The following is a 19,921-nucleotide window of genomic DNA, read 5'->3' on the forward strand; positions in this document are numbered from 1 at the left end:
GATTTCGCCAAGGCGGATTATTTTGAGTCAGCCTCTGTAAAATACGAAGACTGATAAGATGTTGGCAAGGGAGGGCTGTCATGCGCTTTGATCTGGTCGATTTGCAGCTGTTTGTCAACGTGGTGGAAGCGGGCAGCCTGACGGCGGGCGCCGCGCGCAGCCATCTGGCGCTGGCATCGAGCAGCGCGCGCGTGCGCGGCATGGAAGAGATGCTGGGCATGCCGTTGCTGCTGCGCGGCCGGCGCGGCGTGGAGCCGACGCCGGTGGGCCAGACCCTGCTGCATCACGCGCGCCTGGTGTTGCTGCAAATGGAGAAAATGCGCGGCGAGCTCGGCGAATTTGCGCGCGGCTTGAAAGGCCAGCTGCGCCTGTTGTGCAACACGGCCGCGCTCAGCGAGTTCCTGCCCGAGGCGCTTGGCGCTTTTCTCGACCGCCACCCGAATCTCTCCGTCGACCTGGAGGAGCGCCTCAGTTACGATATCGTCAAGGCCGTCTCGGAAGGGCTGGCCGACATGGGCATCGTTTCCGACTCGGTGGACATGCGCGGCTTGCAGACGTTCTTGTTTCGCCCCGACCGCCTGGTGGTGATCGCGGCGGCGGACGGCGTGCATTACCGCGCCCTGGGCCAGGATGGCGTCGTCGATTTCTCCACGGTGCTCGATCACGATTTCATCGGCCTGGCCGACGACAGCGCGATGCAGCAGTACCTGGGCCTGCACGCGGCGCGCCTGGGCCGCCCGTTGAAAGTGCGCGTGCGCCTGCGCAGCTTCGATGCCGTGTGCCGCATGGTGGCCAGCGGCGTGGGCGTCAGCGTGGTGCCGCTGGCGGCGGCGCGCCGCTGCCAGCAGACGATGGCGCTGCGCTGCATGGAATTATCCGATCCCTGGTCGGTACGCAATCTGATGATCTGCGTGCGCCAGTTCAGTGAATTACCCCTGTACGCACGCCAGCTGGTCGAACATCTGCAAGCGTGACGGGGCATGACAGGAGTAGCGATGCGTTTTTCAGAAGACAAGATGGCCAGCCTGCTGTGCAGCGACCAGGTCGAGCGGCCTATCCATATCTGGCAGCCGCCAGAGCCGCAACCGCCGCGCGCCGTGATCCTGGCGATCCACGGCGGCATGGCGCATGCGGGCGACTATGTCACGCCGGCGCTGTACTTCCGCCAGCACGGCATCGCCACGGTGAGTTTCGACATGGTGGGGCACGATGGCAAGCGCAAGGTCGATATCCCGTCGTTCGAAGCCTTCCTCGATGATGCGGAGCTGTTCCTCGCCTGGGTCAAGCAGGCGTATCCGGGCTTGCCCGTATTCGTCATGGGCCATTCCATGGGCGGCCTGATCGCCACGCACCTGGGGCTGCGGCGTTGCGCGGACGACCCGGCCATCAAGGGCTTCATCATTTCGTCGCCGTACTACGTGAATGCGATTCCCGTGCCGAAGGTGCTGCAGATGCTGTCGGGCTGGCTGGCGCAGCGCTTCCCCACGATGAAAGTGCCATTGGGCAACTTGACCATGCTGCTCACGCATGACCAGGCCATCACCGAGCGCCATTTCCAGGACGAGCGCGACGGCATCCGCGCCAGCGAAGCATCGGTGCGCTTCGCGCATGCGTTGACGACGGCGCAAAAGTCGCTGTCGGCGGGCCTGGCCGGCTGGCGTTTTCCCCTGTTTGCCGTGGTGGCGGGCGACGACAAGCTGGCCAACAGCCGCGCCACGGAAACCATGCTGCGCAGCGTGCCGGACGGCTTGCTCGATTACCATTTCTATCCGGCCAACTACCACGAGAATTTCAATGAGCTGAACCGCGACGAAATCTTTGCCGCCATCCTGGCCTGGATGGAAAAATTGCTCGCGCCGGCTGCGGCTTGATCCCGCCCGTATCGCTATAATGGGTTTCACTATTTTCAACGCTGGCGCAAGCCGGCCCGGTCCCCGCGGCACAGGGGATGCACAAGGAAACAATATGCGCTTGCTGATTGCTTTGATACTCCCATGGCTGACCTTTTTCACGATCGGTCGCCCGATCGCCGGCATCATCTGCCTGATACTGCAAATTACCGTGATCGGCTGGCTGCCCGCCACGATCTGGGCCGTGTACGCGCTGAGCCAGTACAAGACGGACCAGAAGATCGCCGAGGCCATGCGGCGCCGCTGACCGCGTTCTAAGGCTGGCCTAAGCTGCGCTTCCTATCTTGATTCAAACGACATGACGCGAGGAGAGTGAGATGGCACCAAACAGACGCGGTATCCGGGGCCTGGCGGGGGCGATGCTGGCCGCCGGCCTGTTGCTGGGAAGTGCGGCGCAGGCGCAGAGCGAGAGCGCATTGCCGACCGTGCAAAAGAGCGGGGCCGTCGAGTACCTGAGCGGCGGCATCGGCCTCGATGAATCGACGGCCATCAAGAGCGCCAGCCGGCATTGGCCTTTGAGCCTCGTGTTTTCCGTGCAGGCGGCGGGCAAGGCGGAATTTGCTTCCGACGTGAAGCTGGAAATACGCGACGCCAAGGGCGCCGTGGTGCTCGAGACGACGGCCAGCGGCCCCTTCCTGCTGGCGAAGCTGGCGCCGGGCAGCTACAGCCTGCGCGCCAGCCTGGCCGGCAAGACGCTGGATCGCAAGGTGCAGGTCAAGGCCGGATCGTCCGCGCGCGTGGAGCTGGTCTGGCCGGCGGGAACGAACCAGGGTCAGTCGTGATGCCAGACGACGGCAACGCGCCCGAACGGGGCGTGCCGGCGCGCGGTTTGTCTGCCCATATCCTGCCCACCTCGGCAACGATGATCGGCGTGTGCATGACGGTGCTGTCGATCGGCCACCTGGCGCCGCGCGGCGACGTGCGCGTGGTCATCGACAAGCTGCTGGCCGTCGACGCCATCGTGTTTCTCGTCAGCGCCGTCATGTCTTTCATGTCGCTGCGCCCCGGCCATGCGCGCCTGCGCTACGAATGGTGGGGCGAGCTGGTGTTCATCTGCGGCCTGGCACTGCTGGCGCTGGGCGCCGTGGTGCTGGCCTTCGTCATCAACTGAGGTTGATCAAGCGACCGTGAGCACGCGGCCTTCGGCGGCGCTTTGCAGGGCCAGTTCGATCAGACGTATCGTCGCCGCCGCATCGTCTGCCGCCACCGGGGCCGGCGTGCCGTGGCGGATGGCGTCGGCCATGCCCTGGTAAAAATCCTGGTAGCGGCCAGGCTGCATCTCCAGGTGCTGGCAGTGGCCGTCCGGCTGCGCGCCCAGGTGCAGCGCGCCGCGCACGGCATCCACGCCCCAGCCGGGCTGGCCCGGCCTGCCGCCCGCCTTCAAGGCGTCTTCCTGCGGGTCGAGGCCGAACTTCACGAAACTGCCCTGATCGCCGTGCACGGCGAAGCGCGCCGTCGGCGCCTTCACCAGGCAGCCGGCTTGCAGCACCACGCGCAGCCTGTCGTAGTACAGCACGATATGCATGTAGTCGACCGCCTGCGCGCCGTCGCGCTGCAGGGCGATGTCCGCGTACAGTTTCTCCGGCTGGCCGAACAATTGCATGGCCTGGTCCAGCATGTGCGGGCCCAGGTCGTACAGCAGCCCGCCGCCCGGCGCATCGGACTCGCGCCAGCGCTGGCGGATCTCGGGACGGAAACGGTCGAAGTGCGATTCGACGCTGGCGATACGGCCCAGCGTCCCTTGCGCCAGCAGCGTTTTCAGGGTCAGGAAATCGCCATCCCAGCGCCGGTTGTGGTACACGCTGAGCACCAGCTTGCGCTCGCTGGCTACGGCAATCAGGGTCTGCGCCTCGGCGCTGGAAATCGTGAATGGCTTGTCCACCACCACGTGCTTGCCCGCTTGCAGGGCCGCCAGCGCCAGGCTGAAATGGGCTTCGTTGGGGGCGGCAATGACCACCAGTTCGATCGCGGGGTCGGCAAACAGCTGCGCCGCTTCCGCATACACGGTCGCTTGCGGCCAATCCTTGTGCACGAGGTCGGGTTTGCTGGAGGCGACGGCGGCCAGTTCCAGGGCATCGATGGTGGACAGTACGGGAGCGTGGAAGGTGGAGCCGGCAAAGCCGTAGCCGACGAGGCCGGTTTTGATCTTGTTCATGGCGTGTTCAAGGGAACGTGAAAGAAGCCATGATCATACCTGCAAGCGGGCGGCGCCACCGCATGCGCGGTGCGCCGCCCTGGCATTACTTCAGACTCCAGACGTACTGGAAGGGCACGGTCGAACTGACTGGCTTGCCGCCGGCCAGCGCCGGTTTGAAGATGCACTTGGCGATGCCGCTGCGCGCCGCCTCATCGAGGGCCGGGTGGCCGCTGCTGCGCACCAGTTTCGATGCCAGTACCTTGCCGTTGGCATCGATATCGAGTGACAGGTTGACGGTGCCGGCCTCTTTCGCCTGCCGTGAGGCGGCTGGGTAGACCGGTTTGCTGCAGGTGGCAAAATCGGCGACGGCCTGGCGATCCGCTGCCGGGGCGCTATCGGCGGCGACGGCCTGGCCATAGATGCCGAGGCAGGCGCCAGCCAGCGCCAGCAGGGGCACGGCCGCTTTCCAGTTCAGGGTTTGTGGTGCGGGGCGCAGCAATCGTTTGATACGTGACATAAGATCTCCTCCGTTGGCCGCCTGGGCCAGGTGGTGGGTTGAGAACTGGAGACGTTCCAGTTCCGAGAGTGCAAGAGCCAGACGCCGCGGTTCGCCCAGTTGTCTTGCTGCGAAATCATCTGCAATGTGTTCGCGTTCGAGGCGCACGCCGCGTGAAATCCACCAGACGGCAGGGTGGAAGAACAGCAGCGCCTCGATGGCGTTTTGCAGCAGGTTGAGCAGATAATCGTGGCGCCGGATATGCGCCAGTTCGTGCGCCAGCAGCGCCTCGAGCAGGTGCGGCGGCATGCCGGTGATCAGCGCGGCGGGCACCAGCACCATGGGGCGCCAGATGCCGGCCGTCAGCGGGCTGGCAATGCCGTCGAGCACGCGCAGGCGCACGGGCCGCGTCACGCCGGCGTCTTGCGCCATGCTGGCCAGGCGCGTTTGCCAGAGGGCGTGCGTGGCCCCGTTCTTGCTGGCGCTGCGCCCTATCCACAGCATGCCCAGCGCCATGCGCAGGGCCAGCATGGCGGCGCACAGCGCCCAGATGCCGACGATGGCGCGCAAGGCCAGGTCCAGGTCGGGCAAGCTGTCGGGCACCAGCAGGGCGGCCGGCAGCAAGGTGGCGGAGAAAAGGGCTGCCGTGGCCTCGCCGCCGTCCAGGCGCAGATACAAGCCTGCCGCCGGCCATGCCAGGCAGGCCAGCAGGGCGCCGCAGCCGACGGCGTAGCGCGCCTCGGGGCGCGCATTGCGCAGGACGGCCCGCGCCAGCGCCGTGGCGCAGCCGATCAGCAGGCCTTGCCACAGGAAGTGCAGCAGGGTCCAGCCCAGGGCCGGCACGAAGCCGCTCATGATTGTTCATCCTTGAGCATTTTTTCAATCTCCTCGCGTTCGGCGCGCGACACGCCCGTGCGCAGGGCCGCCAGCACCAGCGCCTTGGCCGAGCCGGCAAAGGCTTTCTGCATCAATTCCTTCAGCAGGTTCGTCTGCAGGCTGTCCTGCGCCTGGGCCGGCGCATACACGTGCGACCGCTGGCTTGCATCGCGGATCAGCAAGCCCTTGGCGTGCATGATCTGCATCAGGCGCAGCACGGTGCCGTACGTGATGGCCGGCTTGGCCAGCGCCATCGCCTCGTGCACCTGCTTGGCCGTGGCGGCGCCCAGCGGCCACAGCGCCTGCAGCAGATCGAGTTCGGCTGCCGTCGGTTTCGGGATGTCGGGGGTCTTGGCCATGCTGTTTTCCTCTTGCCTGAAATTCAATAAGGTTAGAATAATCGTTGTAGACAAAAATGTATACTTTAATTTTCAGATTGCCGTCAGCGCCTTTAAAATAAGGCAAAGAATCTAGACAAGGATGTTTGAACAGCGGTTTGCGGGCGAAAAAAAAGACGCCGCAGCGTCTTTTTCTGTTCCAGGCGGGATGCTTATCCCGCCAGCTTGGCCTTCAGCAGTTCCGTCAGCTGGGCCGGGTTGGCCTTGCCTTTCGATGCCTTCATGGCCTGGCCGATCAGCGCGTTGATGGCCGCTTCCTTGCCGGCGCGGTACTGCTCCACCGACTTGGCGTTGGCCGCCAGCACTTCATCGACGATGGCTTCCAGCGCGCCCGAATCCGAAATCTGCTTCAGGCCCTTGGCGTCGATGATGGTGTCGACCAGGTGCTCGTCGCCGGACTTCGCTTCCCACATGCCGGCGAAGACTTCTTTCGCCGCCTTGTTCGAGATCGTGCCGTCGGCGATGCGTTTCAGCATGGCGGCCAGCTGCGCGGCGGAGACGGGCGCCTCATCGAGGTCCACGCCTTCGCGGTTCAGGGTCGACGATACGTCGCCCATCAGCCAGTTGGCGGCGGCCTTGGCGTTTTCCTTGCCGGCCTTGTCGACCACGGCGACGAAATAGGTCGCCATGGCCTTCGATTGCGTCAGCACCAGCGCATCATATTCCGGCAGCGCGTATTCGCTGATGAAGCGGGCGCGCATGGCGGCCGGCAGTTCCGGCATCGCGGCCTTGACCTCGTCGATCCACGCCTGCGAGATGGCCAGCGGCGGCAGGTCCGGGTCCGGGAAGTAGCGGTAATCCTGGGCGTCTTCCTTGCTGCGCATTTCGCGCGTTTCCTTGCGGTCCGGATCGTACAGGCGGGTCGCCTGCACGACCTTGCCGCCGTCTTCGATCAGCTCGATCTGGCGGCGCACTTCGACGTGCACGGCTTCCTCGATGAAGCGGAAGGAGTTCAGGTTCTTGATCTCGCAGCGGGTGCCGAACTCCTTCTGGCCGACGGGGCGCACGGAGACGTTGACGTCGCAGCGGAACGAGCCTTCCTGCATGTTGCCGTCGCAAACGCCCAGCCACATGACCAGCGAGTGCAGGGCCTTGGCGTAGGCCACGGCTTCGGCGGCGCTGCGGATTTCCGGCTCCGAGACGATTTCCAGCAGCGGCGTGCCGGCGCGGTTCAAGTCGATGCCGCTCATGCCCGCATAATCTTCGTGCAGGGACTTGCCGGCGTCTTCTTCCAGGTGGGCGCGCGTCAGGTTCACCGTCTTGGTGACGAATTCGCCATCCTTTTCATAGCCGAAGGTCAGGGCGCCGCCGATGACGACGGGGTCCTCGAACTGGCTGATCTGGTAGCCTTTCGGCGAATCCGGATAAAAGTAGTTCTTGCGCGCGAAGACCGAGTGCGGCGCGACGGTGGCGCCCACGGCCAGGCCGAAGCGGATCGCGCGGTCGACGGCCTGCTTGTTCATCACCGGTAGCACGCCTGGCAGGGCCAGGTCGACGGGGCTCGCTTGCGTGTTGGCTTCGGCGCCGTACTTGATCGGCGAACCGCTGAAAATTTTGGATTCGGTCGTGAGCTGCACGTGGTTCTCAAGACCGATGACGACTTCCCATTGCATAGTGTTCTCGCTTATTTTTGGTGGCGCCGCCTGGGCGGCGCAAATCTGTTCTTGGTCTGCTCTTAAACGCCGGCAGGGCTGCGCGTGTGCCAGTCCGTCACTTGCTGGAACTGGTGCGCCACGTTCAGCAGTTTCGCTTCGCCGAAGTAATTGCCGATGATTTGCAGGCCGACGGGGCGCTTGCCGTTCTTCTCGCCTGCGCCGAAGCCGCAAGGGATCGACATGCCGGGCAGGCCGGCCAGGCTGGTCGACAGGGTGTAGATGTCGGCCAGGTAGTTCGCCACCGGGTCGTCGGTCTTGTCGCCCAGGTCCCAGGCCACGGTCGGCGCGACCGGTCCCATGATGACGTCGCAGACGGCGTTCGGGCCATTCAGCACGGCGTCGAAATCCTGCGCGATCAGGCGGCGGATCTTTTGCGCCTTCAGGTAGTAGGCGTCGTAGTAGCCATGGCACAGCACGTAGGTGCCGACCATGATGCGGCGCTGTACTTCGGGGCCGAAGCCTTCCGCGCGCGATTTCTTGTACATGTCCTGCAGGTCCTTGTACTCGGCAGCGCGGTGGCCGTAGCGCACGCCGTCGTAGCGCGACAGGTTCGACGACGCTTCGGCCGGGGCGATCATGTAATAGGCGGGAATCGACAGGGCCGTGTTCGGCAGCGAGATGTCGACCAGGGTGGCGCCCAGCTTTTCATACTGCGCCAGCGCGCCGCGCACGGCCGCTTCCACGTCCTTGGCCAGGCCTTCGCCAAAATACTCGCGCGGCACGCCGATGCGCAGGCCCGTCAAGGGCTGGCCCAGTTCGCGCGAAAAATCTTCCGCCACGCCGCCCTGTTCCGGCGACAGGCTGGTCGAATCGCGCTCGTCGAAGCCGGCCATGGCGGTCAGCAGCAGGGCGCAGTCTTCGGCCGAGCGGGCCATCGGGCCGCCCTGGTCCAGCGAGGAGGCAAACGCGATCATGCCGAAGCGCGAGACGCGGCCATAGGTCGGCTTGATGCCGGTGATGCCGCAGAAGGCGGCTGGCTGGCGGATCGAGCCGCCCGTGTCGGTGCCGGTGGCCGCCGGCGTCAGGCCCGCGGCCACGGCGGCGGCCGAGCCGCCCGAGGAGCCGCCCGGCACGGCCGTCTTGTCCCACGGGTTCTGCACGGCGCCGAAGGCCGAGTTTTCGTTGCCGGAACCCATGGCGAATTCGTCGCAATTGACCTTGCCCAGGGTGACCATGCCGGCCGCCTGGAATTTTTCCACCACGGTGGCGTCAAACGGGCTGGCGTAGTTGGCCAGCATGTTCGAGCCGGCCGTCGTGCGCCAGCCTTTTGTCACGAACAGGTCCTTGTGCGCGATCGGCACGCCCGTCAATGGCGTGGCCGTGCCGGCCGCGATGCGGGCATCGGCTTCGGCAGCTTGCGCCAGGGTCAGGGCACGGTCGACGTGCAGGAAGGCGTTCGAGGTGTCCGCCGCGATGCGGTCGAGGAAATGCGTCGCCAGTGCAACGGCGGAAATTTCCTTGTTCTGCAAAAGCGTGGACAGCTGTTTGATGGATTTTGTATGCATGGCGTTTCTATATTTATCTATTCGGCAAGGTTATTTTTCGTGCACTGCGCCGTTCTAGCGCCTGACAGAAGCATAGCGAGCGGCCGTGAGTTGTGGCCGGGAAGCGCAGCTGTGCTTGAGCACAGTGAGCATCGGAGGCCGCAAATCGCGACGCGCAGCAGTTTATGTCAGGTGCCAGTTATTCGATCACTTTTGGCACGAGATAGAGTCCATCTTGTACCTTCGGCGCCACGGCCTGGTAGTCGTCGCGGCGGTTCTGCTCGGTGGCGATATCGTCGCGCAGGCGCAGGGCGATATTGTCCATGTGGGCGGCCAGCGGGTGGCTCAGGGGGGCCACGCCATCGGTATTGACGGCTTGCATTTGTTCGGCCAGCGCGAAAATCTTGTTCAATTGCTCAAGCGACGTGACGGCCTGCTCGTCGGCCATTTCAAGTTGCGCCAGGTGGGCGATGCGTTTTACGTCGGATAGTGTCAGGGACATGGCGAATGGCGCGGAGTGCCGCGCATTAGTATTAAGTTGGCGTTTTGATAAAACGCGGGTATTTACTGCTCTTTTGCTCACAAAAACTCTGGAATGCCGCGTAACTCGCGGCTGCAAGAGTCGCACTTTTCCATGGTTTTTGAGCAAATCGCATTCAAATTATAAGGTAGAATGGCGGGTTAATGCGTTGCCGGCGCTGATGGACTGCTGCCGCAGCATAGAAAAGATTGCGCAAGCGCCAAGCGAAACCCGGAAAAATCGCCTTTTGGATTTTCAGGGTGCCTGAAAGCGCCCGCTTTGAAACTCCCCATAAACAGCTTTTGCGCAGCTCGATGCGCTACAGGACACTCATGTTTGGTTTTTTACGCAGGTATATCTCCACCGATCTGGCCATTGACTTGGGCACGGCCAACACCCTTATTTATGTGCGCGGCCTCGGTATCGTCCTGGACGAGCCATCCGTCGTCGCCATCCGCCAGGAAGGCGGTCCGAATGGCAAGAAGACCATTCAGGCAGTCGGCAAGGAAGCCAAGCAGATGCTGGGCAAAGTGCCGGGCAATATCGAAGCGATTCGTCCGATGAAAGATGGCGTGATCGCCGACTTCACCGTGACCGAGCAAATGCTCAAGCAATTCATCCGCATGGTGCACGATTCGAAATTCTTCCGTCCATCGCCGCGCATCATCATTTGCGTGCCGTGCGGCTCGACCCAGGTCGAACGCCGCGCCATCCGCGAATCGGCACTGGGCGCCGGCGCTTCGCAGGTGTACCTGATCGAAGAACCGATGGCGGCGGCCATCGGCGCGGGCCTGCCCGTGTCCGAAGCGACCGGTTCGATGGTGGTCGACATCGGCGGCGGCACCACGGAAGTGGGCATCATCTCGCTGGGCGGCATGGTCTACAAGGGCTCCGTGCGCGTCGGCGGCGACAAGTTCGATGAAGCCATCGTCAACTACATCCGCCGCAACTACGGCATGCTGATCGGCGAACAGACGGCCGAAGCCATCAAGAAGGCCATCGGTTCGGCTTTCCCTGGTTCGGAAGTGAAGGAAATGGAAGTCAAGGGCCGCAACCTGTCCGAAGGCATCCCGCGTTCGTTCACCATCTCCAGCAACGAGATCCTCGAAGCGCTGACCGACCCGCTGAACAACATCGTCTCGGCCGTGAAAAACGCGCTGGAGCAAACGCCGCCGGAACTGGGCGCCGACATCGCCGAAAAAGGCATGATGCTGACGGGCGGCGGCGCACTGCTGCGCGACCTGGACCGCCTGCTGATGGAGGAAACCGGCCTGCCGGTGCTGGTGGCCGAGGACCCGCTCACCTGCGTGGTGCGCGGTTCCGGGATGGCACTGGAACGTATGGACAAGCTCGGCTCGATCTTCTCCTACGAATAATCTGACAGAAGGGCCGGAAACCATTTTCCGGCCTTTTTTTGGTTTTGGCACCGGCGTTTGCCCGGGGCTTGCACGTTGGCGCACTGCGCCTGATTATTGGATGTCATGGAATACAGTCCTCCGCCACTTTTCAAACAAGGCGCCTCTGCCCGCGTCAAGATGATGGTGTTCGCCGGCATTTCTATCGCCCTGTTGCTGGTCGATTCGCGCATGCACGCGCTGACGGCCGTGCGCCAGGCAGTCGGCACCGTGCTGTATCCGGTGCAGATGGCGGCGCTGGTGCCGCGCGACGTGGCGCTCGGCGTCGGCAATTACTTTTCTTCGCTGTCGGCCCTGGAAAAACAGGTGCGCGACCTGAAACACGAACAGATCGCCTCGGCGCAGATCCTGCAGCAGGCGCAGCTCAACATCGTTGAAAACAACCATTTGCGCAAATTGATGGAGGCGCGCGAACGCGTGCCCGTCAAGACCATGATGGCCGAAGTCCTGTATGACACGCGCGATTCGGCCACGCGCAAGATCGTGCTGGACCGGGGCATCCAGAACGGCGTGGAACTGGGCCGCCCCGTGATCGACAACCTGGGCGTGGTCGGGCAAGTCACGCGCGTGTTTCCGTTTACGTCCGAAGTGACCCTCCTGACCGATGAAGAGCAAGCCATTCCCGTGCAGCTGCTGCGCAATGGCGTGCGCAGCGTGGCCATCGGGCGCGGCAAGTCCGGCACCATGGAATTGCGCTTCACGGCGCCCAGCGCCGACATCCAGATCGGCGATGTCGTCATCACCTCGGGCCTCGACGGCCTGTATCCGGCCGGCCTGGCCGTGGCGCGCGTCACCCTGGTCGAGCGCAATGCGCATGGCCCGTTCGGCCGTGTCGTGTGCCAGCCGCTGGCCGGCATCGAGCGCAACACGCAGCTGCTCATCCTGATGACGTCGCCGGAGATCGCGCCGCGGCCACCGGCCGAAGACGTCAAGACGGGCCGCAAGATCGCCGGCAAGATGGCGCCGATCAAGGACCCTGCCGCCGCGACAGCGCCGGCTACCGCGAATGCCGCGGCCACGCCGGCGGCGAAAGCGCCAGCGGCGCAGACGCCCGCGCCCGCACCGAAACCGGCAGCGGTACCCGCACCCGCCGCCGTGCCACCGAAGGAAGCGACACGATGAACCGCCCGCATTACATCCTGCTGCCGGTCAGCCCCCTGTTCATCGGCTTTTCGCTGCTGTGCGCTTTCTTGCTGAACCTGCTGCCATGGGGGCATTTCGTCGGCGTGCCCGATTTCGTCGCGCTGGTGCTGGTCTTCTGGGGCATCCACCAGCCGCGCAAGGTCGGCATCGGCGTGGCCTTTTTCATGGGCCTGATGATGGACGTGCACGACTCGACCCTGCTGGGCGAGAATGCGCTGGCCTACACTCTGCTGTCCTACTTCGCCATCATGATGCACCGCCGCGTGCTGTGGTTCCCCGTCATGACGCAGGCGCTGCACGTGCTGCCGCTGCTGCTGCTGACGCAGGCGCTGCAACTGCTGACGCGCCTGATCGTCTCCGGGCGCTTCCCCGGCTGGCTCAATTTCATCGAGAGCTTCGTCGCCGTCGCCCTGTGGCCCATGGTCACGTGGATCCTGCTGGCGCCGCAGCGCCGCGCCGTGGACCGCGACCACAACCGGCCGATCTGACGGGCGCCTGCAATGACTGAACTTAAGAATACCGAGCGCGAACTGCATTTTTTCCGCATGCGCCTGACCGTCCTGGGCGCGCTCGTCTTCGTCTGCTTTTCGCTGCTGCTGGCGCGCTTCATCTGGCTGCAGGTGATCAAGCACGAGGACTATGCGACCAAGGCCGAGGACAACCGCATCGCCGTGGTACCCATCGTGCCCACGCGCGGCCTGATCCTCGACCGCAATGGCGTGGTCCTGGCGCGCAATTACTCGGCCTACACGCTGGAGATCACGCCGTCGAAACTGAGCGCCAGCCTGGACTCGGTGATCGACGAGCTGTCGACCCTGGTGCAGATCGACATCAAGGACCGCCGCCGCTTCAAGAAGCTGCTGGAAGAGTCTAAGAATTTTGTCAGCGTGCCGCTGCGCACGCGCCTGACGGACGAGGAAGTGGCGCGTTTCACGGCGCAGCGTTTCCGCTTCCCCGGCGTGGAAGTGCAGGCGCGATTGTTCCGTCAGTATCCGATGGGCGAGGTGGCGTCGCACGTGGTGGGCTTCATCGGCCGCATCAACCGCAATGAAGCTAAGGCCCTGGAAGAGGGCGAGGATGCCGCCAACTACAACGGCACCGACCATATCGGCAAGGAAGGCCTGGAAAAAAGCTACGAGAAGCAGTTGCATGGCACCACCGGCTACGAAGAAGTGGAAGTGTCGGCCGGCGGGCGCGCCATGCGCACCTTGTCGCGCACGGCGGCCACGCCGGGCAACAATCTGATCCTGTCGATCGACATCGAGCTGCAGAAAGTGGTCGAGGAAGCGTTCGGCGAATGGCGCGGCGCGGCCGTGGCGATCGACCCGGCCACGGGCGACATCCTGGCCTACGTCTCCAAGCCCGGCTACGACCCGAACCTGTTCGTCGACGGCATCGACCAGCAAAGCTGGAACGAACTCAATACCTCGCTGGACCGGCCGATGGTTAACCGTCCCCTGTCCGGCACCTACGCGCCCGGTTCGACCTTCAAGCCGTTCATGGCGCTGGCCGCGCTGGAGCTGGGCAAGCGCACGCCGAGCCAGTCGATTTCCGATCCCGGCTTCTTCATCCTGGGCGGCCACACCTTCCGCGACGACAAGGTGGGCGGCCACGGCACGGTCGACATGCACAAGTCCATCGTCGTCTCGTGCAACACCTATTATTACCAGCTGGGGCGCGACATGGGCATCGACGCCATCCACGATTTCATGAAGCCGTTCGGCTTCGGCCAGCTGACGGGCATCGACCTGAATAACGAAAAGACGGGCGTGCTGCCGTCGACGGAATGGAAGCGCAACCGTTTCAAGACGCCGCAGCAAAAGAAGTGGGTGGGCGGCGACACGATTTCGGTGAGTAACGGCTCCGGCTACAATTCCTATACGCCGCTGCAGATCGCCCACGCGACGGCCAACCTGGCCAATAACGGCGTGGTGATGAAGCCGCACCTGGTGAAAATCATCGAGGACGCGAATACGCGGGTGCGCACCTTGACGGTGCCGAAGGAAAGCTACCGCATCGCGCTCAAGCAGGAAAACATCGACGTCATCAAGCGCGCCATGGTGGGCGTGACCAGCGAGCAGGGCGGCACTGCCGCGCGCATCTTCACCGGCGTGCAGTACACGGTGGGCGGCAAGACGGGTACGGCGCAGGTGGTGGGCATCAAGAAAAACGAGAAGTACAATGCCAAGCTGCTGGCCGAGCGCCTGCGCGACAACGCCCTGTTTACCGCCTTCGCGCCGGCCGACAAGCCGCGCATCGCGATTGCCATCGTGGTGGAAAATGCCGGCTTTGGTGCCGGCGTGGCCGCGCCGATCGCGCGCAAGGCGCTCGACTATTACCTGTTGGGCAAGCGCCCGAGCGACAAGGAAAAAGACCGGACCAAGGTGCCGAAGGAAGACGTCGACGAAGTGCGCACCCTGGAAGAAATCACTGACGAGCAGGCCGCCCCGGCGCCTGCCAGACAACAATGAAACGTTTCTCATTACGAGAGGCGCTCGCCATGGCGGCGCGCCAGACCTCAAGGCAATAAGGAAGCACATGCCCATTAACGAGAGGCGCTCGCTGTGGCGGCGCGCCAAACCCTATCTGGCGGTGTTCGATCCGCCGCTGATGATCATCATCCTGATGCTGCTTAGCACCAGCCTGCTGACCCTGTATTCGGCCAGCATCGGCATCCCCGGCAAGATCGAAGACCACCTGCGCAACATCCTGCTGTGCTTTTTCGTCATGTGGATGGCGGCCAATGTGACGCCGCAGATGATGATGCGCATCGCCGTGCCCGCCTACACGATTTCGGTACTGCTGCTGGTGGCCGTGGCGCTGTTCGGCACCATCAAGCTCGGTGCGCGGCGCTGGCTGCATATCGGCGTGATCGATATCCAGCCGTCCGAATTCCTGAAGATCGCCACGCCGCTGATGCTGGCCTGGTTTTTCCAGCACAATGCCGGCGCCCTGCGCTGGAAATCGTTCCTGGTGGCGGCCGTGCTGCTGCTGGTGCCCGTCTACCTGATTGCGCGCCAGCCCGACCTGGGCACGGCGCTGCTGGTGGTGGCCGCCGGCTTCACCGTGATTTTCCTGGCCGGCCTGTCGTGGAAGGTGCTGGCCGGCCTGCTGATCACCTTTGTCTCCTGCCTGCCGATCGCCTGGTCGCACCTGCATGATTACCAGCGCGACCGCGTGATGATGCTGATCGACCCGACCAAGGACCCGCTGGGCAAGGGTTTCCACATCATCCAGTCCATCATCGCCATCGGCTCCGGCGGCGTGACGGGCAAGGGCTGGACGCATGGCACGCAGGCGCACCTGGAGTTTGTCCCGGAGCGCACGACCGACTTCATTTTTGCCGTCTATTCCGAGGAATTCGGCCTGGTCGGCAATCTGATCCTGATGCTGATGTATTTGCTGCTGGTGGGACGGGGGATGATGATCGCCGCCAACGCCCCCAGTTTTTTCACTCGCCTGCTGGCAGGAGCGATAACGATGATTTTCTTTACTTACGCCTTTGTAAACATGGGCATGGTCAGCGGCATCCTGCCGGTGGTCGGCGTGCCCTTGCCATTCCTTAGCTATGGCGGCACCGCGCTGCTGACCCTGGGCGTGGCGACCGGTATCCTGATGAGCATACAGCGCCATCGCAAGCTGGTGCAGACCTGATGCGCGCGCCTTACGATACCTGCGCCGCGCGTGGTCTGGGCCTCGCAGTCCTGCTGACCCTGGCCGCCTGCGGCACGACGCCGCAAAAGCCGCCGGCCAACGTCCCGATGCCGTCCGGCGGCAAGGTCAAGTCCCCCGTGCGCCAGGATCCCACCTTGCCGGCTTTGCCGGCGGCCGGTTCCGGGCGCGGCGGCTATTACAAGGATGATGGTCCGGGCGACAGCCCACCGCCGAACCTGCGCGACGTGCCCGATGCGGAAGTGCGCAACGAGCCGTATTCCACGCGCTCGAACCGTCCTTACGTCGTCTTCGGCAAGACCTACACGCCGATCACGAATAACGAACCGTTTACGCAGCGCGGCACGGGCACCTGGTATGGCAAGAAATTCCATGGCCAGCGCACCTCGTCGGGCGAGATCTACGATATGTACAAGATGACGGCGGCCCACCCGACCTTGCCGATTCCATCGTATGCGCGCGTGACGAGCATCGAGAGCGGCGAGCAGGTGATCGTGCGCATCAACGACCGCGGCCCGTTCCACGCCACGCGCGTGATCGACGTGTCGTACACTGCGGCGCTGAAACTGGGCTTCCTGGGCAAGGGCAGCCACCAGGTGGTGGTCGAGCGCCTGCTGCCGGCCGATATCGACGCCATCCTGGCGGCACGCGCGGCGCCGAAACCCGTGCCCTCCGTGGTCGCCATTTCCATCGACACGCCGGTGGAGACGGAGGCCGTGGTGCAGCCGGAAGTGTCGACGCAGATGCTGCCCGTCGACGCGACGGTCGCCGCGCCTGCACCGGCGGCGCTGGCCAGCGGCTTCTATCTGCAGCTGGGCGCGTATTCGCGCGCCGACAATGCGGAAACGGGCCGCGCGCGCCTGGAGCCCTACACGGCCCTGGGCACCCTGGGCGTGGTGCAGGCGGGGAATCTGTTCCGCCTGTACGGCGGTCCATTCTCGAGCCGCGCCGATGCGGCGCGGGCGGCGGCCAGCTTGCCCGAGTCGACCGGCATCAAGCCGATCGTGATTCAACGCTAGACGTAAAGCGTGTGAAAAAAGTTCGTGTGTTGTTGCCGCGCCTGGCTATCCATGCGTACTGCCTGCGGCGCAGCGCCTGGGCCTGGGCATTGTGTCAGGCGCGCCAGGTTGAAGCTTACTTGCAGCTGCGCAGATCCTGGTCGGGGAACTGCGCCTTGATTTTTTCCAGGCGCGCGCGCGTGGCGGCGTCGAGGTCGCGGAACTGATAGGCCAGCTGCTTGCTGGCGCTGTAGCGGGGCGCGACGCGGGCGCTGTGCACGCCCTGTTTGTTGAGCGATGCCAGCTGGTTCTGCGCGCTGCCTTCCGACTTGAACACGCCCAGCGAAATGCCCCAGCGCATCGGGCTGCCGTCACCCATGATGAAATAATTCGTCACGCCCAGCTGCTTCAATTCGCCGGCCTTGCGCTCGGCGCCTTCCTTGCTGCCCTGCGGCGGGATGTACACCATATAACTCGAGATATCCTGGCCGGCCACGTTGCGGCGCGACTGGCGGTCGCCCAGGTCCAGCGCAGCCACTTGCGCTTCGAAACGGCGGCCATCGGCCAGCAGGAAATTGCCCACTTCCGTGCATGCGTACGATAGCGGTGGCGCCGGCACGGCAGGCGTCGCCGCGGCGGCCTGTTCGGCGGCCGGCGGCGCGGCGGGAGCGGTTGCCTGTTCCGGCGTCAGCAAGGTGAGCTTGCCGGCCTGCAGCTGGTTCTTCAGGCGCGCCGGTTCGCGCGTCTCGCTGCGAAAGCTGCCCAGGTAACCCTGGCCGATGGCAAACACCAGCAGGTTGACGCCGGCCAGCAGCCAGAAGACGAATTTCAGCATGCGTGTGTTCCTTGTTGTCCTGCTTCTTCGCCGCTGCGCGCGGCCGCCTGCAGGCCGATCATGACGATATTGTCCACCAGCTGCAGCGGCACCGGTAGCGTCAGGGCGGGCGCGATGCGGGATGCGGCGCCGCCCGACAGCAGGCAGGCGCTGGCGCCATGCATGCGCACGGCCCGTTCGATGGCGCCCGCCTGCGCCGCCAGGCAGCCGGAGAGGATGGCGTCATCCGTATTGTCGGCGAAACCGGCCGGCAGGGGGCTGTCGCCGGCGATCTGCGGCAGTTGCGCCGTGTTGCGCGCCAGCGAACTGGCCATCAGTCCCAGCCCGGGCAGGATCATCCCGCCCAGGAAGACACCGTCGGCCGTGATGGCGTCGATGGTGGTGGCGGTGCCGCAATTGGCGACGATGACGGCCTGGCCCGGCGCCAGCGCATGCGCGCCGATGGCGGCGGCAAAGCGGTCGCAGCCCAGCTGCGCCGGGTCGCGGTAGTCGTTCCTCAGTCCGGCCAGTCGCGGCAGCGAGGCAAAGGTGGCGATCGCCGGCGGCGGCAAGGCCGGCAGCTGCGCCCGCAGGCGCGCGCCGATGGCCGTCCCCGCCACGTTCGACAGCAGCACGCCAGAAATGTCCAGGCTGGCCCAGGCGGCGGCCAGGGTATCGAGCTGCGCATGCGCCACGGTGCCGCTGGCCAGCCAGGCTCCCGCCGTGCTGGCGGGGGCGGACAGCGCCCATTTGATGCGCGTATTGCCGGCGTCGATGAGCAGTAGCATGTGCTTACTCCTGGGTCAGGCGCAGCGAGACGTCGCCGGACATGACTTCCTGCAGGCCGCCATCGGTGCGCAGCAGCAGGCGGCCCAGGTGGTCCACGCCGGCCGCCACGCCTTGCTGCAGCAGCTGGCCATTGTCGAGGATTTTCACGTGCTGGCCTTGCCAGGCGTGCAGCGCGTTCCAGCGTTCCGTAAACGGCGCAAAACCCGTGTCGTCGAATTCGGCCAGCACGCCGGCCAGGCGGCTGAGCAGGGCCGCCACCAGGGTGTTGCGTTCCATTTGCGCCAGCCAGGGCACGGCCGAGACGCTGCGGCCGATCTGCTGTTCCAGCGCATCGGGCATCAGCAGGTTGATGCCGCAGCCGATCACGGCCCACACGCCGCCATCGTTGCCTTGCGCCTGCTGCGTCTCGACGAGGATGCCGGCCAGTTTATGGCCATCCTTGAGCAGGTCGTTCGGCCACTTCAATTGCACCGGCACGCCCAGCGACGACATGGTCTCGGCCAGCGCCACGCCGACGGCCAGCGGCAAGCCCACCAGCTGATGCAGCGGGCCCTTGAAGCGCCAGGCCAGCGAGAACATCAGGCTGGCGTCCGGCTGCGACACCCACGGCCGTCCGGCGCGGCCGCGGCCCGCCGTCTGCTGGCCGGCGATGCGCAGCGTGGGGCCGGCCAGGGTGGCGCAGCGCGCCAGCAGGTCGGCGTTGGTGGAGCCGGTTTCATCGACCACTTCGATGGCCACGTGGGCGGCGCCGGTGGCGCAATGGGCGGCAATGGCCGCGCTGTTCAGGTCTGTATGCTTCGTCATGGGGGTATCTGGGTGTTACAGGCTGTCGCCGGATGGCTTGCTGCGCGCCTTGTGCGGCGCATTCGCGAAGGCCAGGTCATACACCGCGTTGGGCAGCACGCGCAGCAGCTTGGCCACCACGCCCATCTGCCACGGGATCACGCGGTAGCTGTCGCCGTCGGCGATGGCGCGCGCGGCGCGTGCGGCGAATCGCTCGGCCGGCATCAGGAAGGGCATGCGGTAGGCGTTGTGGCGCGTCATCGGCGTGTCGATGTAGCCGGGGGTGATGGTGACGACCTTGATGCCCGCAGGTTTCAATTCCAGGCGCAGCGATTCGCAGTAGCTGATGACGGCCGCCTTCGAGGCGCTGTACGCTTCCGCGCCAGGCAGGCCGCGGATGCCGGCCACGCTGCCGATGCCGACCAGGCGCCCGCTGCCCTGGCTTTTCATGGCGGCGATGAAGGGTGCGAAGGTGGCGACGGTGGCCGTGACGTTGATGGCGATGAGGCGCGCGAACGCGTCGAGGTCTTCCGCGTGTTCGGTCAGGGTGCCAAACGACACGCCGGCACTGGCGATGACGGCGTCGATGCGCCCGGCGTAGCCGATGAAGTCGGCGGCCGCGCTTTTCAGGGCGGCGTGGTCGCACACGTCGACGGCATATGCGCGGTGGCGTTCAGGGTGGGGCAGGGAGGCGATCAGTTGCTGCAGGGTGTCGCCGCGGCGGGCCAGCAGGCCCAGCGTGGCGCCCTGGCGCGCGTACTGCAGCGCCAGGGCGGCGCCCAGTCCGCTCGACGCGCCCGTGATGAACACGCTGTAAGGCGCGCCGTGCAT

The 19,921-nt window shown here is 64.9% G+C and carries 21 protein-coding genes; 11 read left to right on the forward strand and 10 right to left on the reverse strand.

Going from position 1 to position 19,921, the window contains the following annotated elements; all coding sequences use genetic code 11:
* The first annotated feature begins 80 nt into the window (after positions 1–80).
* From O0880_RS25745 to O0880_RS25765, 5 genes are all read left to right on the forward strand, one after another.
* Entirely contained in the window at positions 81–974 is an 894-nt protein-coding gene (locus O0880_RS25745; protein WP_289889377.1) for a LysR substrate-binding domain-containing protein, read from the forward strand.
* 21 nt (positions 975–995) lie between these two features.
* Complete coding sequence (locus O0880_RS25750; protein ID WP_289889378.1) at positions 996–1,871, forward strand: alpha/beta fold hydrolase; 876 nt, start codon at positions 996–998, stop codon at positions 1,869–1,871.
* Between the two features lie 94 nt (positions 1,872–1,965).
* Positions 1,966–2,157, forward strand: a complete 192-nt coding sequence (locus tag O0880_RS25755; RefSeq protein WP_010393172.1) for a YqaE/Pmp3 family membrane protein — start codon at positions 1,966–1,968, stop codon at positions 2,155–2,157.
* A gap of 70 nt (positions 2,158–2,227) precedes the next feature.
* Positions 2,228–2,692 carry a carboxypeptidase-like regulatory domain-containing protein gene (locus O0880_RS25760; protein WP_071325448.1) on the forward strand — a complete coding sequence of 155 codons (465 nt, stop codon included), beginning with the start codon at positions 2,228–2,230 and terminating at the stop codon, positions 2,690–2,692.
* Positions 2,692–3,021, forward strand: coding sequence for a hypothetical protein (locus tag O0880_RS25765; protein ID WP_289889511.1), 330 nt, complete (start codon positions 2,692–2,694; stop codon positions 3,019–3,021). Before O0880_RS25760 ends, O0880_RS25765 begins: the two co-directional genes overlap by 1 nt.
* A gap of 6 nt (positions 3,022–3,027) precedes the next feature.
* Here O0880_RS25765 and O0880_RS25770 read toward each other — a convergent pair whose 3' ends face one another.
* The 6 genes from O0880_RS25770 to gatC form a co-directional block, all read right to left on the reverse strand.
* Entirely contained in the window at positions 3,028–4,065 is a 1,038-nt protein-coding gene (locus tag O0880_RS25770) for an oxidoreductase (protein WP_289889379.1), read from the reverse strand.
* Between the two features lie 85 nt (positions 4,066–4,150).
* A complete protein-coding gene (locus tag O0880_RS25775; protein WP_289889380.1) occupies positions 4,151–5,398 on the reverse strand; it encodes a M56 family metallopeptidase in 1,248 nt (415 codons plus the stop codon).
* On the reverse strand, positions 5,395–5,778 hold the full coding sequence (locus tag O0880_RS25780; protein ID WP_289889381.1) for a BlaI/MecI/CopY family transcriptional regulator: 384 nt from the start codon (positions 5,776–5,778) through the stop codon (positions 5,395–5,397). The genes O0880_RS25775 and O0880_RS25780 overlap by 4 nt, the downstream gene beginning before the upstream one ends.
* Before the next feature lie 191 nt (positions 5,779–5,969).
* A complete protein-coding gene (gene gatB, locus O0880_RS25785) occupies positions 5,970–7,445 on the reverse strand; it encodes an Asp-tRNA(Asn)/Glu-tRNA(Gln) amidotransferase subunit GatB (RefSeq protein WP_354669910.1) in 1,476 nt (491 codons plus the stop codon).
* Between the two features lie 47 nt (positions 7,446–7,492).
* The gene (gene gatA, locus O0880_RS25790) at positions 7,493–8,977 is read right to left on the reverse strand and encodes an Asp-tRNA(Asn)/Glu-tRNA(Gln) amidotransferase subunit GatA (protein ID WP_071325443.1); all 1,485 of its coding nucleotides are present in this window, start codon (positions 8,975–8,977) and stop codon (positions 7,493–7,495) included.
* Positions 8,978–9,155: 178 nt separating this feature from the next.
* Entirely contained in the window at positions 9,156–9,458 is a 303-nt protein-coding gene (gene gatC, locus O0880_RS25795; RefSeq protein WP_071325442.1) for an Asp-tRNA(Asn)/Glu-tRNA(Gln) amidotransferase subunit GatC, read from the reverse strand.
* A gap of 350 nt (positions 9,459–9,808) precedes the next feature.
* On the opposite strand from gatC, the gene O0880_RS25800 reads away from it, so the two are divergent.
* The 6 genes from O0880_RS25800 (at position 9,809) to O0880_RS25825 (ending at position 16,725) form a co-directional block, all read left to right on the forward strand.
* The gene (locus O0880_RS25800) at positions 9,809–10,852 is read left to right on the forward strand and encodes a rod shape-determining protein (RefSeq protein WP_010393186.1); all 1,044 of its coding nucleotides are present in this window, start codon (positions 9,809–9,811) and stop codon (positions 10,850–10,852) included.
* A 105-nt stretch (positions 10,853–10,957) separates the two neighbouring features.
* On the forward strand, positions 10,958–12,013 hold the full coding sequence (gene mreC / locus O0880_RS25805; RefSeq protein ID WP_289889383.1) for a rod shape-determining protein MreC: 1,056 nt from the start codon (positions 10,958–10,960) through the stop codon (positions 12,011–12,013).
* On the forward strand, positions 12,010–12,522 hold the full coding sequence (gene mreD / locus O0880_RS25810) for a rod shape-determining protein MreD (RefSeq protein WP_289889384.1): 513 nt from the start codon (positions 12,010–12,012) through the stop codon (positions 12,520–12,522). Before mreC ends, mreD begins: the two co-directional genes overlap by 4 nt.
* A gap of 12 nt (positions 12,523–12,534) precedes the next feature.
* Positions 12,535–14,505 (forward strand): penicillin-binding protein 2, encoded by a 1,971-nt coding sequence (gene mrdA, locus O0880_RS25815; protein WP_289889385.1) that lies wholly within the window; start codon positions 12,535–12,537, stop codon positions 14,503–14,505.
* 67 nt (positions 14,506–14,572) lie between these two features.
* On the forward strand, positions 14,573–15,688 hold the full coding sequence (gene rodA, locus O0880_RS25820; protein WP_071325438.1) for a rod shape-determining protein RodA: 1,116 nt from the start codon (positions 14,573–14,575) through the stop codon (positions 15,686–15,688).
* On the forward strand, positions 15,688–16,725 hold the full coding sequence (locus O0880_RS25825) for a septal ring lytic transglycosylase RlpA family protein (RefSeq protein WP_289889386.1): 1,038 nt from the start codon (positions 15,688–15,690) through the stop codon (positions 16,723–16,725). Before rodA ends, O0880_RS25825 begins: the two co-directional genes overlap by 1 nt.
* 115 nt (positions 16,726–16,840) lie before the next feature.
* Here the strand turns inward: O0880_RS25825 and O0880_RS25830 are convergent, their stop codons facing one another.
* Genes O0880_RS25830 through O0880_RS25845 form a run of 4 tightly spaced genes read right to left on the reverse strand, consistent with a single transcriptional unit; the run spans position 16,841 to position 19,921 of the window.
* A complete protein-coding gene (locus tag O0880_RS25830) occupies positions 16,841–17,539 on the reverse strand; it encodes an SPOR domain-containing protein (protein WP_071325436.1) in 699 nt (232 codons plus the stop codon).
* On the reverse strand, positions 17,533–18,306 hold the full coding sequence (locus O0880_RS25835) for a type III pantothenate kinase (protein ID WP_289889387.1): 774 nt from the start codon (positions 18,304–18,306) through the stop codon (positions 17,533–17,535). The genes O0880_RS25830 and O0880_RS25835 overlap by 7 nt, the downstream gene beginning before the upstream one ends.
* Positions 18,307–18,310: 4 nt before the next feature.
* Positions 18,311–19,111, reverse strand: a complete 801-nt coding sequence (locus O0880_RS25840) for a biotin--[acetyl-CoA-carboxylase] ligase (protein ID WP_071325434.1) — start codon at positions 19,109–19,111, stop codon at positions 18,311–18,313.
* Positions 19,112–19,126: 15 nt separating this feature from the next.
* Positions 19,127–19,921, reverse strand: coding sequence for an SDR family oxidoreductase (locus tag O0880_RS25845; RefSeq protein WP_289889512.1), 795 nt, complete (start codon positions 19,919–19,921; stop codon positions 19,127–19,129).

This window comes from Janthinobacterium sp. SUN118 (genome assembly GCF_030397695.1).
In the GTDB taxonomy this organism is placed as follows: domain Bacteria; phylum Pseudomonadota; class Gammaproteobacteria; order Burkholderiales; family Burkholderiaceae_D; genus Janthinobacterium.

Excerpts from the sequence above, each read along its gene's own strand:
- O0880_RS25775 (WP_289889380.1), bottom strand. The coding sequence starts at position 5,398 with ATGAGCGGCTTCGTGCCGGCCCTGGGCTGGACCCTGCTGCACTTCCTG.
- O0880_RS25770 (WP_289889379.1), bottom strand. The coding sequence starts at position 4,065 with ATGAACAAGATCAAAACCGGCCTCGTCGGCTACGGCTTTGCCGGCTCC.
- O0880_RS25760 (WP_071325448.1), top strand. The coding sequence starts at position 2,228 with ATGGCACCAAACAGACGCGGTATCCGGGGCCTGGCGGGGGCGATGCTG.
- O0880_RS25765 (WP_289889511.1), top strand. The coding sequence starts at position 2,692 with ATGCCAGACGACGGCAACGCGCCCGAACGGGGCGTGCCGGCGCGCGGT.
- mreC (WP_289889383.1), top strand. The coding sequence starts at position 10,958 with ATGGAATACAGTCCTCCGCCACTTTTCAAACAAGGCGCCTCTGCCCGC.
- gatA (WP_071325443.1), bottom strand. The coding sequence starts at position 8,977 with ATGCATACAAAATCCATCAAACAGCTGTCCACGCTTTTGCAGAACAAG.
- rodA (WP_071325438.1), top strand. The coding sequence starts at position 14,573 with ATGCCCATTAACGAGAGGCGCTCGCTGTGGCGGCGCGCCAAACCCTAT.
- O0880_RS25840 (WP_071325434.1), bottom strand. The coding sequence starts at position 19,111 with ATGACGAAGCATACAGACCTGAACAGCGCGGCCATTGCCGCCCATTGC.
- O0880_RS25745 (WP_289889377.1), top strand. The coding sequence starts at position 81 with ATGCGCTTTGATCTGGTCGATTTGCAGCTGTTTGTCAACGTGGTGGAA.
- O0880_RS25750 (WP_289889378.1), top strand. The coding sequence starts at position 996 with ATGCGTTTTTCAGAAGACAAGATGGCCAGCCTGCTGTGCAGCGACCAG.
- mreD (WP_289889384.1), top strand. The coding sequence starts at position 12,010 with ATGAACCGCCCGCATTACATCCTGCTGCCGGTCAGCCCCCTGTTCATC.
- O0880_RS25830 (WP_071325436.1), bottom strand. The coding sequence starts at position 17,539 with ATGCTGAAATTCGTCTTCTGGCTGCTGGCCGGCGTCAACCTGCTGGTG.
- O0880_RS25755 (WP_010393172.1), top strand. The coding sequence starts at position 1,966 with ATGCGCTTGCTGATTGCTTTGATACTCCCATGGCTGACCTTTTTCACG.
- O0880_RS25835 (WP_289889387.1), bottom strand. The coding sequence starts at position 18,306 with ATGCTACTGCTCATCGACGCCGGCAATACGCGCATCAAATGGGCGCTG.
- O0880_RS25845 (WP_289889512.1), bottom strand. The coding sequence starts at position 19,921 with ATGCACGGCGCGCCTTACAGCGTGTTCATCACGGGCGCGTCGAGCGGA.
- O0880_RS25825 (WP_289889386.1), top strand. The coding sequence starts at position 15,688 with ATGCGCGCGCCTTACGATACCTGCGCCGCGCGTGGTCTGGGCCTCGCA.
- mrdA (WP_289889385.1), top strand. The coding sequence starts at position 12,535 with ATGACTGAACTTAAGAATACCGAGCGCGAACTGCATTTTTTCCGCATG.
- gatC (WP_071325442.1), bottom strand. The coding sequence starts at position 9,458 with ATGTCCCTGACACTATCCGACGTAAAACGCATCGCCCACCTGGCGCAA.
- O0880_RS25780 (WP_289889381.1), bottom strand. The coding sequence starts at position 5,778 with ATGGCCAAGACCCCCGACATCCCGAAACCGACGGCAGCCGAACTCGAT.
- O0880_RS25800 (WP_010393186.1), top strand. The coding sequence starts at position 9,809 with ATGTTTGGTTTTTTACGCAGGTATATCTCCACCGATCTGGCCATTGAC.